The 12029-nt window shown below is 70.7% G+C and carries 12 protein-coding genes; 4 read left to right on the top strand and 8 right to left on the bottom strand.

Annotated elements, in window-relative coordinates; all coding sequences use genetic code 11:
• The 4 genes from VF536_RS07445 to VF536_RS07430 all read left to right on the top strand — a co-directional run.
• Positions 1-334: hypothetical protein (locus tag VF536_RS07445; protein ID WP_331614179.1), on the top strand; the 334-nt coding region annotated here is incomplete at its 5' end.
• Positions 331-1056, top strand: coding sequence for a hypothetical protein (locus VF536_RS07440; RefSeq protein WP_331614178.1), 726 nt, complete (start codon positions 331-333; stop codon positions 1054-1056). The genes VF536_RS07445 and VF536_RS07440, both read left to right, overlap by 4 nt.
• Positions 1057-1071: 15 nt before the next feature.
• Complete coding sequence (gene sctT, locus VF536_RS07435) at positions 1072-1887, top strand: type III secretion system export apparatus subunit SctT (protein WP_331614177.1); 816 nt, start codon at positions 1072-1074, stop codon at positions 1885-1887.
• An 18-nt stretch (positions 1888-1905) separates the two neighbouring features.
• Entirely contained in the window at positions 1906-3048 is a 1143-nt protein-coding gene (locus VF536_RS07430; RefSeq protein WP_331614176.1) for an EscU/YscU/HrcU family type III secretion system export apparatus switch protein, read from the top strand.
• Between the two features lie 51 nt (positions 3049-3099).
• Here VF536_RS07430 and VF536_RS07425 read toward each other — a convergent pair whose 3' ends face one another.
• The 8 genes from VF536_RS07425 to VF536_RS07390 all read right to left on the bottom strand — a co-directional run.
• The gene (locus tag VF536_RS07425) at positions 3100-3603 is read right to left on the bottom strand and encodes a hypothetical protein (RefSeq protein WP_331614175.1); all 504 of its coding nucleotides are present in this window, start codon (positions 3601-3603) and stop codon (positions 3100-3102) included.
• Positions 3604-3610: 7 nt separating this feature from the next.
• Entirely contained in the window at positions 3611-4966 is a 1356-nt protein-coding gene (locus tag VF536_RS07420) for a FliI/YscN family ATPase (RefSeq protein WP_331614174.1), read from the bottom strand.
• On the bottom strand, positions 4960-5955 hold the full coding sequence (locus VF536_RS07415) for a hypothetical protein (RefSeq protein WP_331614173.1): 996 nt from the start codon (positions 5953-5955) through the stop codon (positions 4960-4962). Before VF536_RS07415 ends, VF536_RS07420 begins: the two co-directional genes overlap by 7 nt.
• Position 5956: 1 nt before the next feature.
• Positions 5957-8113: a flagellar biosynthesis protein FlhA gene (locus tag VF536_RS07410; RefSeq protein ID WP_331614172.1), complete on the bottom strand. Its 2157-nt coding sequence runs from the start codon at positions 8111-8113 to the stop codon at positions 5957-5959.
• A gap of 65 nt (positions 8114-8178) precedes the next feature.
• Positions 8179-9489, bottom strand: a complete 1311-nt coding sequence (locus tag VF536_RS07405) for a hypothetical protein (RefSeq protein ID WP_331614171.1) — start codon at positions 9487-9489, stop codon at positions 8179-8181.
• A gap of 30 nt (positions 9490-9519) precedes the next feature.
• The gene (sctC, locus tag VF536_RS07400) at positions 9520-11310 is read right to left on the bottom strand and encodes a type III secretion system outer membrane ring subunit SctC (protein ID WP_331614170.1); all 1791 of its coding nucleotides are present in this window, start codon (positions 11308-11310) and stop codon (positions 9520-9522) included.
• Complete coding sequence (locus VF536_RS07395) at positions 11307-11519, bottom strand: hypothetical protein (RefSeq protein WP_331614169.1); 213 nt, start codon at positions 11517-11519, stop codon at positions 11307-11309. The genes sctC and VF536_RS07395 overlap by 4 nt, the downstream gene beginning before the upstream one ends.
• Positions 11516-12029: FliH/SctL family protein (locus tag VF536_RS07390; protein ID WP_331614168.1), on the bottom strand; the 514-nt coding region annotated here is incomplete at its 5' end. The genes VF536_RS07395 and VF536_RS07390, both read right to left, overlap by 4 nt.

Below are 12029 nucleotides of genomic sequence, written 5' to 3'. Positions count from 1 at the left end.
CCTGTTCTCCGCCGGACGCGGCGATGCGCCCCTGTGGCGCGATGCGCTCCGGCAGGCCAAGGCGCGGCCCTTGCGCCCCGAGGGCGCACCGCCGCCGATGGACGCTTCAGACATCGCGCTACGTCGCTGGGCGCTGCCGCTGATGGGGCGACTGATCGAGGACGCCTTGCCCGGCGCCTGGTCGAGGTTGCGCCTGCGCTGCGCCCCCGCACTCCTGCACGAGACGGCTCCCGCGCCGAACATTCCAGACGCCGCCGCCGCACTGCGTCGGCAGGCCTGGCGCATCTGGCGCACCGGCGCCGCCGCGCCCCACACCCTGGTCTCATCTTCATGAATGCTGCGACGCCCCCCCTCGCCGCGCGCGACCCCGCCACGCTGCGTTGGCGTCTGGCCAAGCCCGCCGACGCCGGCGCCCTGATCCGCATCTACAACGAGTCCGTCGCCGGCGGCGGCCACTCGCCGACGCTGGACAACGGGACCGAAGCAGCGATGCTGGCGCTCCTCGCCGAGAGTCGTCTCAAGGGGTGGCCGGTCTGGGTGATGACGGCCCCGTCGGACGAAGGCGGCGACGGCACGTGCGCCGCCGCGCCCCCGGTCCCGGTCGCCTGGGCCCACATGCGCACGATCGCCTGGGCGCCGAGCGTGTGTCGCAGTGCCGGCGATCTCTGGCTCTACGTGGCCAAATCCTGGCAGGGCAGCGGCGTGGCGATGCGCATGATCCGCGGCGTCTTCAAGGAATGCCGGCGCTACGGCTTCGACCTCGTCACCTGCTGGATCCTCGGTGTCAACCGCCGCAGCCTCTCCCTGGTCCGAGCCTGCCGGCTCGAGCGCTGGGCGCTGATGCCGGCCGTCGTCGACTATGGCGGACTGCGCTTCGATCTCGAAGTGTGGGGTTGCCGACTCGACGATCCCGTCTGGCTCGCCCACATGGACCGGCTGGGGCGTCGCCAGGCGGGCATCGAGCGCCTGCGCGCCGCGCGCCGCGGCGCGACCGCCGCCGGGCCGTCCGATCCGATGGCGGAAGCCGCCTGCGGATCGTCGCCCGTGCCCGCCTGATCTCACTCCCGCTTCATGTCGTCCGGGTCGCCCCTGTCGCTGCTGCTGTTCACCCAGGTGATGGCCCTGTCCATGGCACGCGCCGGCGGCATGATCGTCTTCCTGCCGTTCCTGGCGCGCCAGCAGACCACCGCGATGGTGCGCGGCGCGCTCTGCCTGGCGCTGTCGCTGCCCGCGGCCTTCCAGGTCTGGCCGGCATTCGCCGCCTCGCCGCCGCCGCCCGAGGCGCTCCTCATCCTGACGCTCAAGGAAGGGCTGATCGGCAGCCTGCTCGGCATGCTGGTGGCAATCCCGTTCTGGGCCGTGCGGGGCATGGGCACCCTGATCGACAACCAGCGCGGCGCCAACGCCGCCCAGCAGGTCAATCCGGCGCTGCAGGCCGACGCCACCCTGCTGGGCGAACTGTCCGAACGCGCCCTCATCGCGCTCCTGGTGGACCTGGGCCTGCTGCAGACGCTCTTCACGGCCCTCTCCGCCAGCCATGCGCAATGGCCGATGCTCGACCTGTTCCCGACCCTGGACGCGGCGCACCAGCGCGGTCTGCTCCAGGCGCTGACCGGCACGCTGACCCAGGCCCTGCTGCTCGCCGGGCCGGCCCTGCTGCTCCTGCTGATGGTCGAGCTGGCGCTGGCCATCGCCAGCACCGCCGTCCAGGGATTCGACGTCTATGCGTCGGCGATGGCGGTGAAGTCGGTCTCCGCCCTGTTCATCGTGGTGCTGATCGCGGCACCGCTGTTCGACAAGGTCGTGGACGACGCGCTGCGCTGGTGGCAGGAAGGGATGCTGGACGCCCTCGGCCTGGCGCTGCCGCTCCCGGCCCCGCCCCGCTGACCCGTCGGCGAGCGATCGATGTCCGAGAAGAACCTCCCCCCGACCGAGTCCAAGAAGCGCCAGGCGCGCGAAGACGGGCAACTCGGCGTCAGCCAGGACTCGATCAAGATCCTGCGCCTGCTGCTGATGGCGGAGGTCGCCTTCGCCACCGAACCGCTCTGGCGCGGCCTCGTCGACGCCCTGCTCGAGACGGCGCTGCGCCAGACGGCGCGCCCCCTGGAGGCGGGCCTCGCGATGACCTGGTCCTCCGCCCTCCCCGTCCTGATCGCCCTGCTGGTGCTGGCCGTCCTGCCGGCGCTCGTCGCCGTCCTGGGCACCTTGGCGCAGACGCGCTTCAACATCGCCGGCAAGGCGCTCGGCAAGGGCTTCGACAAGCTCAACCCCGGGACCAACCTGAAGAACCTGGTATCGGGACAGAAGCTCATGATGGCGGTGCTCGGCCCCGTGCGCAGCCTGTCGCTGCTGACGGTCGCGTGGCTGAAGATCCGGGACAGTCTGCCCGATGTCGCCCTGACCTTCCGCGTCGACGCCGCCCAGGGCTGGTCGATGTCGCTGGCCATGCTCAAGAGCCTGGAGCGCCAGTGCATCCTCGTGCTGATCCTGCTGATCGTCACCGACATCCTGCTGCAGCGCTACCTGGTGTTCCGCCAGCTGCGCATGGACATCAGCGAGGTCCGCCGCGACTACAAGCAGAACGAGGGCGATCCGATGCTCAAGGGCACGCGCAAGCAGATCGCCAAGGAGATCGTCATGTCCGACGACTTCGGATCGCAGCAGCGGCCCAGCGCGGTGGTCGTCAATCCGGAGCACGTGGCAGTCGCGCTGTACTACGACCCCGAGGTCACCGAGATGCCGCTCATCCTGGACAAGCGCAGCGACGAGGACGCGCTCGCGCTGCGGCGCGAGGCGCGCGAGCGCGGCATTCCGGTCGTGCGTTACGTGGGACTGGCGCGCTTCCTGCTCGCGTCGGGCGAAGTCGGACAGCCGGTGCCGGAGCACACCTTCCGCGCGGTGGCACTCCTGCTGCGCGTCATCGAGGAATACGAAAAGCAGGCGCCCGAGCTGCTTCGCCCCGCGTTGCGCCCGGGTGAGAACGAGTTGCACCTGGACCTGGCGACCGTGGACGACGAGATCGGGCAGGAGATGCTGGATCTCGCGTGACGCCCGCCTGACCGCCGCGGCGTCGCCCGCGACGACGCCGTCTCACACCGCTCACGCCTCGTCGCGCAACTGCTCCTCGAGGAGCGCGTACTTCTCGCGACGGCGCGCCAGCGCCCGATGCCGGTCGGCGGCTTCCCCCAGGGCCAGCTCGGCAGCGTCGCACGCGCGCTGACGATCGACCACCGCCTGCCGGGCCGGAGGCACGCGCGCCAGCTGCGCCTGGTCGGCCTGGCGCCAGCGCGTCAGGACGGGGGAGCCGCCGGGCTCCGCCTGACAGGCGGCCCGCAGCGCGTCGCGCTGCACGGCCACATCGGCGATGCAATCGATCAGGGCCTGTTCGGCCGCCGTCAACGCCTGCGCGGCGGCTTCGCTGGCACGCTGCGCACGCCGCAGTTCCGCCTCGGCCAAGCTCGCGCGCCGGCTCGCCAAGGCGCCGATGCGGCGTACGCCGGGAATCCGGGGATCGGGCGGTGCCGGCGACTCGAACTCCTGCGGGGCCCGCTTCGGCTCGGGGCGATCGGCCGGGGCGTCGCCAGGCGGCAAGGCGGCGACCATCCTGCGCTCACACCGTGCCGACGGTCAGTGCATGCAGCCTGCCCAGACTCTCTTCCCACGGCGCGGACGTGCGCGTGTCCTGGCGCAGGAAGTCGATCACCTTGGGATAGTCGGAGACGATGCGGTCGATCTCCGCATCCAGACCGGGCCGGTACTCGCCCAGCCGCACCATCAGCTCCATGTCGCGATAGCCGGACAGCACCTGCCGGATCCGGTTGGCCGCGCGGCCGTGTTCCCGGGGAACGATGTTCGACATCACCCGGCTCAGGCTGGCCAGCACGTCCACCGCGGGATACTGTCCCTGCTCGGCCAGCTTGCGCGACAGCACGATGTGGCCGTCCAGTAGCGAGACCGCTTCCTCGCTGATCGGGTCGGAACGCAGTTCCCCTTCCAGCAGGACCGTGTAGAGCGCGGTGATGGAGCCGCCCGCGGCATTGCCCGCGCGCTCGATGAGCCGAGGCAGCAACGCATAGACCGAGGGCGGGAAGCCGGCGCGCGCCGGCGCCTCGCCGGCGGCCAGCCCGATCTCGCGTTGCGCGCGGGCCAACCGGGTCAGCGAGTCCACCATCAGCAGCACGTTCAGGCCCTGGTCGCGCAGCCCCTCGGCGATCGCGGTGGCGGTGAAGGCGGCGCGCACGCGCTCGATCGACGTCCGGTCGGACGTCGCGCAGACGATCACCGTGCGCGCCATCAAGGCGGGGTCGAACTCATGCTCGGTGAACTCGCGGACCTCGCGGCCGCGCTCGCCGATCAGCCCGACGACGATCGCGTCGGCCGGACTGCCGCGACCGACCGCCGCCATCAGCGTGGTCTTGCCGCAACCGGGTCCGGCGAACAGGCCCACGCGCTGCCCCTGCCCGATCGTCAACAGCGTGTCGAGGCTGCGCACGCCCGTGGGGAACCGGTCCTTGATGCGCCAGCGTTCGACCGGCGGCGGCGCATCGGCGATGACGCGGCGGAGTTCCAGCCCGCCTTCGCCGGGACGCAGCGGCGGACCGTCATCCAGCGGATCGCCGAAGCCGTCGAGGATCCGCCCCAGCAGGGGGCGGCCCACGGCCACGTGATGCACGGTGCGCAGCGGCCGGATCACGCAGCCGCCGGAGATGCCCTCGAGCGCCATCAACGACGACAGCAGCACATTGGCGCCGGTGAAGCCGACCACCTCGCAGCGCCAGATCCTCTCGGGCGCCTCGGGGTGGTAGACCTCGCAGAGTTCGCCGATGCTCGCGCCGGGCACGGTGCCTTCGATCAGCATGCCCAGCACGCGACGCACCTGGCCGAGCTGACGGGTCAAGGGCACGTCCGCCATCGCGGCGGCGATGGCGGCGGCCTCGCGGGCGGCGATCTCGCGTGGCGTCACCATCCGACCTGCACCTTGCGTGGACCGTCGAAAACCAGCGTGCCGGGCCGGATCTCGGCCAGCCGCCAGTCGCCGACGCGGTCGCCGGGTTCGATCCGCCGGCCGTCGGTCAGCGTCACATGGCTGCCGGACCCGAGGATCACCTCCTGGATGTCGAAGGGCAGGACGACCGTGCCGTCTCCCGGGATGTTCACGTGCAACCGACCGCGTCCGCCATGCACGTCGGTCCGCACGTCAGTCCGCACATCAGTCCGCACATCAGGCTGCGCATCGGGCGGACCGGCTGCGGTGGCCCCGCCAGTCTCCCGAGCGACCGGCCGGGGGGGCGAGGCACCGTCTGCGGTGGGTCGCTTGCGGCGCGGGTCCGTGGCAGACGCACGGCCCTTCTTGGTCTCGTCTTCCGACTCGATGACTGCCTCGCTGTCCTTGACCTGCCGGACCAGCGCGGCCACGCCCAGCATCGTCGACAACAGACCTGCCGCGACGATCAGGCTGCCCAGGGTGCGCATCGGTCGCGGTCTGCGGGATGGGTCCCGGCTTCCGGTCCCGACGGATCGGACATCCGCCACCATGACCGGCGGGGCCGAGGGCCCGCGAGCGCTGGGCGCGCCCTCCGGCGTCGCCGTCTCCGGTTCGTCGGTCAGAGGCGGCGTCCAGGTGTCCCAGGGGGCCATGGCGTCGCGGACCATCAACCAGGTGTCGCCCGTCCTGAACGCCTCGCCGGGCGCCAGCGGCACAGTCTGGCCGCCCGCCAACCTCGTGCCGGTCGACAGCACGACCCCGTCCTCCACCGTTTCCAGCAAAAGGCCGCCCTCCGGCGCCACGCGCACGAGCAGGCGCGCCGGCAGGCGGCCATCGTCCAGCAGCAGCAGGTCGGCGTCGTCGCCGGGGCCGACCGTCAGGGCCTCCTCGAGCGGCAGCGCCGCGCCGGCCTGCAGGCCGCTGAGGACGCGCAGTTCCAGCACTTCAGCCTCCGAGGCCGGTGTCGTCATGTCAGTACATCTCCGGCAGGGCGCGTCCCTCCAACGGCACGCTGATCACGGCGCGCACGTTGACCCGGAAGTCCGGGGGCAGCTCGGACATGCCGATCACGCCCAGCGGCGGCACGCGATCGGCCAGCAGCTTGCGGATATGGGGCCGCACGTCCTGCGCGCACACCATGACCGGCCGCCCGCTCCCGCAGGCGGCCAGGTAGGCGGAGGCGGTCTCATCCAGGATGGCATCGGTCAGATCCGCGTCCAGCGCCAGGAAATCGCCGTAGGCGGTCTGGCGGATGGCGGCCCGGATCTGGGCCTCGAGTTCGCTGTCGAACATGAGCGCCCGCAATTCCTTGCGCACGGCATGAGAGTCGCAGATCTCGCGCTGCAGCGCGGCGCGCACGCATTCGGTCAGCACCGAGGGATCGCGCTCGCGCGGGCCCCAGTCGATCAAGGCGTTCAGGATGATCGGCACGTTGCGGATGCTGACGTTCTCCATGAGCAGGCGGCGCAGCACTTCGGCCATCCGGCTGAGCGGGACCGCACGCTCCAGTTCCTTGGCCACTTCCGGCGTCTTGCGCGCGCACCAGGCGGCGATCTTCTGCGTCTCCTCCATGCCGAAGTACATCGGCCCGACGCGCAGCAAGGTCTCCTCGCAGAGCTCGTCCAGGCGGTCCCAGCAATCCCGCAGGTCGGTCGGCGCGGGATCGAGCGCCAGGGCCTGCGCCTCGGGCAGCCACACGCGCGGCGCGCAGGCCAGGCCGCCGCGCGACTCCACCTGCTCGGCCGGCAGACCGAGTGCGGCCGGGTCGCCGCCCGTCCAGGTGCAGGTCCGCAGGTCCTCCCGCAGCCACATGGAGAACACCGGTACCTCGCCATGGCAGAACTCCAGGTCCGCGTGCTCCAGGTCAACGCCGGCTTCGAACTCGATCTGCGGGGTCACGAGCGCCAGACGTCGCACCAGACGATTGCGGACATGACGGCAGAGATTGAGCGCGCGCTGGGCGCGCCCGGCATCGATGCGACCGCTGACCCGCAGCGAAAAGGGGCGCACGAGATCGAAGTCGCGCAGGGCCTCCACGACGGCCTCGCGCTGCTGCGTTTCCTCGCGCTCCGTCCTGAGCTTGCGGTTCATCATCGTCAGGCCCACGGCGGCGGCCCCCGTCGCCAGGCCGGCGAAGATCAGCAGCGGCATGCCCGGCAGCAGGCCGAAGGCCAGCATGGCGGCGCTGGCCGTGACCCAGGCCTTGGGCTGATGCAGCATCTGCGCGGTCAGCTCGTTGCCGATCGCCCGGCCGCCCGTGGGTTTGGACACCCGCGTGACCAGCAGGCCCGCGGTCATGGACATGAGCAGTGCCGGGATCTGCGCCACGAGGCCGTCGCCGATGGTCAGGATCGCGTAGACATGCAAGGCTTCGGAGGCCGGCAGACCGCGCTGGAGCACACCGACCGACAGGCCGCCGATCAGGTTCACCAGCACGATGACGATGCCCACGATCGCGTCGCCCTTGGCGAACTTCATCGTGCCGTCCATCGCACCGAAGAACTGGCTCTCCTCGGTCAAGGCGTCACGCTGCTCCTTGGCCTCTTCCTGCGTGATGCCGCCGGCCTTGCGCTCCATGTCGATCGCCATCTGGCGACCCGGCATCGCGTCGAGCGAGAAGCGCGCGCTGACCTCGGCGACGCGCTCGGATCCTTTGGTGATCACGATGAACTGCACGACGGTCAACACCAGGAACACGACGAGGCCGACGACGAGATTGCCGCCGACGACGATCTCCCCGAAGGCCTCGATGATGTGGCCGGCCTCCGCGTTGAGCAGGATCTGCCGCGTGCTGGCGACGCTGAGCGCGACGCGGAACAGCGTCGTGACGAGGAACAGCGAGGGGAAGGCCGACAGCCCGGTCGTCTGCTTCACCTGCATCACCAGCACGATCAGGAAGGCCGACACGCACAGGTTGATCGCGATCAGCAGGTCCAGCAGCCAGGTGGGGACCGGCAGCAGCATCGCGAAGACGACCGCCACCACCAGCGCGGTGACGACGATCTCGGCGCGTTCACCGCGCGGGGCGATCTGGCGCGCCAGCGCCTGGGCCGGCGACAGGAGCGCGCCGGTGGAGCTCAGGCGTGCGGCGCCACGCGCCGCGGCGGAGGTGGATGGGGCTTGGGACATGATCAGGATCAGTCGCCATGGCCGGAGGGCGGTTCGCCCCCTGAATCTGCGGATTGCGGTCGGTGTTAACGAATCGGGCGATGGGGGCGGACGAGACCGAAGCGCGTCAACTCGCCCTGCCGCTCCATCGCGGCTGTGAGCGCCTTCTTCAATTCCGCCGACACCGCCGCCTTGACGTCGGCGTTCAGCCATACCCCGTCAGGCAGATCGCCGAGGCGCCGTTGCAGCAGCCTGCGAAGCGTATGCAACCGGGGGTCGCCCGCCTTCAGATCGAACACCGTCCCGATGCGTGCGAGCGCGCCTTGCGGCGCCGCCGCGAAGGTCGTCTCCAGCAGCCAGCGCGTCACCTTGCGGACTTCTTCCGACCGGTCATGGCCGGCCTTCGCCCCTGTCGATGCGTTCGGCGCGTTCATGCGCCCCCCTGCCCCGGCAGTGTCGACGCGCCCCTCCCGGGCGTCGAGCAGGCGAGCGCCGAGCGCCTCGACCTGCCGCACCTGTTGAATCATCCGCAGCAATGACAGCGACAGGAACACTTCCGCGCCGCGCGACAGGCGGCCGTCCACCCGTCCCCGCGGCACACTCAGCGCGGCCAGCTTGTCGAGCCCTTCCGGACCGAGGCTGGCGCCTGCTTCCAGCACCAGTTTCGGCGTCGACGGCGACTGCACCGCCGCCAACCACGGCGACTCCGGCGCGACGGACGGCGGCCGGCACATGCCGTCGGCGCAGAGTCCGCCGGTGCCCAGGCTGCCCAGCAGGCGTGTGACCACTTTGCCGGGATCCGCCTCCAGGTCTTCGAGCAGCAAGGCTTCCAGCCGTTCCGTCGCGGGGCCATCCGGTCGACGCCGCAGCGCCAGGTTCAGCAGCGCCGCCCGTTCCAACGGGCCGAAGCTGCCGGTTCCCAGCTCGTCCAACGCCAACGCCTGCTCGCCCCTCTGCCACAGCGCCGAGAATCGCTCGGCCCGCTGGCGCACCAGCGCCGCGCTCCGATCTCCGCCGAGTTGCCGCAGCAGCTCGTGGATGACCTCGATGCGCATCAGCGCCTCGACCCGCGCGTCCTTGCCCTCGCGCGCATCACGCGCCTCGTCGTGCGTTTCCAGTTCGGCCCGCTCGCTGGCGCCGAAGGTGATTTCCTCCGCGCTCGCACCGAGTCCTCCGGAATTCGACGCGGCCTCGGCAGCGGCGGCCATCGCGGCCGATGTCGATGCCGCGGCGCGACGCTCGGCGAGTTGCGCCTGCTCGCGGGTCGCCGAATCCGCCGGGCTGGCCAGGGCCCACTCACGGGCCGTTCCCGGGTTGATCACCCCCCTCCCCCGGAAGCCGGCGTCCTGGCCGGACTCAAGAGTGACAGGGACTGGGCGAGCGGAGATCGTGGACATGAATGGCCTCGGGCAGTGAAGGAACGATGTTCAGGGCAGCGCGCGCGCCGTCAGGATGAAAAGGCGCTCACGCTCGTTGTTCACAGCGCTGTCGCTGCGGAACAGCGCGCCGATCAGCGGGACGGACGACAGACCCGGCACCCGCGCATTGGAGATCTGGCGATCCTGGCGGCGGTAGCCGCCGATGACCAGCGACTCGCCGGGCTTCACGACGGCCTCGGTGCTGACAGCGCTGTTGCCGACGCTGGGGGTTCCCTGCTCGGTGCTGGCCCGCGTCAGTTGACCGTCCTCGATGTCCAGGGTGACGCGGATGCCCGGAGCGTTCGCGCCGCCGAGGTCGTCGCCGACGATGCTGGGTGTCACCTTGAGCAGCGTGCCGGCAGTGACCGTGCGCAGGTCGGTGCTGCGTTCGCCGACCAGCTTCACGTAGGCCGACTGGTTCATGTCCAGCAAGGCCCCCACATTGTTCAAGGTCAGGACCGACGGCCGCGACAGCACCTGCGCCTGTCCGCGCGATTCCAGCGCGCGCACCCGAAGCTCCAGGCGATTGGACGCCCACAGCACCATCGACGACCCCTTGACGCCGGTGTCCGCAGGCGATGCGCCGATCTTGCCGTCTGCACTCATCGCCACGCGCGCGGCACCTGATCCGGCCGCGACGTCCACCGACCAATCACGCAAGGCATCCGCGCTGACGTCGAGGATGGTCACGTTGATCTCGATCAGACGGCTCGGTACGTCGAGCGCCTCGATCAGCTCGCGGTACTCGTCGCGACGCGACGGCAGATCCCAGACCAGCACGGCGTTGAGCGGCCTGTACGCAGCGATCGCCGGGACGGGATCGGTCGCGTCCGGATCGGCACCACCTGCCGTTCGCCGAAGGGCAGCTGCCGGCTCGGCGAATGCCGACGAGGCGGCGTCGGCGCTGTCGTTGCGGCCGGAGGCCCCGCCGGTCGAAGGCGTCGTCGGCAGGCGTGCGGCCGCCAGCCCGGCCAGCGCCGTGCCCGATGGCGTCTCCCCACCGGCGATCTCCCTCGCCAGCGCGGCCCACGGATCCTCAGCCCCGGACGTCAGGGGCTTCCCGCCGCTCTCACGTCCGTTCCTGGATGACAGCTGGAGGCTGGTGGTGCGGGCGTTGGGCAAGACCTGGTTCAAGGTGGTGACCAGGCCCGGCAGGGTGACGGTGCGATCGCGCGTGCGCATCTCCCGATCGGCCGCGGAGGCATGCTTCAGGCGAAACACCATCAGCCGCGGGCGCTCCTTGCGCGGCTTTTCCGGCGGAACGGCAAGCACCCGCCGAACTTCGTTCACATAGGCGGGCGGCCCCGACACCAGCACGGTGGGCGGGTCGGAATCGAACTCGCCCCAGCCGAAGCGGCTCTCGAAGAGTCCGATGCCAATCAGGGCGTCCTTGGCGTCGGACGGGCTCTGCGGACCGAGCGAGATCCGATCGCTCATGGCCGTCGACCGTGCCGACAGGTGCAGCACGCCCCGGTAGACGAACCAGTCCAGCCCCAGCGCGTCGCCGATCCGGTCGAGGAACACGGCGGGAGAGGCCCCCTTGCCGCTCAGACGAAGCTTGCGCCTGCCCAGTGCGGGATCGGCCAGTTTCACCTCCAGGCCCAGCGTCGACGAGAAGCGATCGAGGATCTGCGTCAGCGACAGCTCTTCATCGGCGCGATAGCTGTAGAGCGTGTCCCGCCAGGCGGGTGGAGCAACGGCGACGGCCTCCTTGATCGCGGGACCGAACGGCCCGGCCAGGGCGATCGTGCACAGGGCGGCGCGCAGCCCCGATCCCGCCAGCGCAGCAAGGCGTCTCATCTCACCACTTCGTTGACGAGCTTGCGTTCGAACTGGCGGGTCTCCTGGATCTCGACCTTCTGCACCGCGAGTTCGACCTGCATCTGGCTCTTGATCCTGATCGCGCGCTGCAGGTCATCGAGGCCGATGCCCGCCATCGCCTGGGACAGGCGATTCGTGTTCGTCAAGGAAGCCTTCAGTTGGCGGGATGCGGAAGTGATCGAAGTCATGCGGATGTCTCCTGGAGAAACGGTGGCGGGGTGTCCTGGGTGGACGGTGGGACAGGCGTCGACGGGTCGCGGGCACCGGGCAACGCCTTCAACAAGGCGCGGACGTTGTCGTCGTAGCGGGCGTGCAGGCTGCCGGCGGGATGCGAGAGCACGCAATGGCCTCGACCCAGTTGCCCGTCGGGTGAGAGCGACCAGCCGGCGTCGGCCGCGATGTCCTTCAGGAACGCGAGGTCGTCAGGATGGGCGCGCAGTTCGGTCGGACCCTCGACGCGCATCGCGCGCCACTCATCACGTACGAGGCGGGCACTGGATCGCGCCAGCTGTTCGGCGGGCATGTCGAGCAACAGACGGCGGGCCGCCTGATGCGCGATCTCGACCAGCACGGTTTCCGCGGCCGCGAGGCATTGTTCACGCGCTTCGTTCAGCGCGATCGCGATGCGGGTCGCATCGGCCAGCGCACCGGCCCGCAGCTCCGCCGCCTCGGCGGCGAGGCGATCCATGCACTGCGCG

The organism is Roseateles sp. (genome assembly GCF_036486225.1).
Lineage (GTDB): Bacteria > Pseudomonadota > Gammaproteobacteria > Burkholderiales > Burkholderiaceae_C > Roseateles.
Note: the sequence above shows the minus strand (reverse complement) of the source record. Positions and strands in the feature narration are given on the sequence as shown.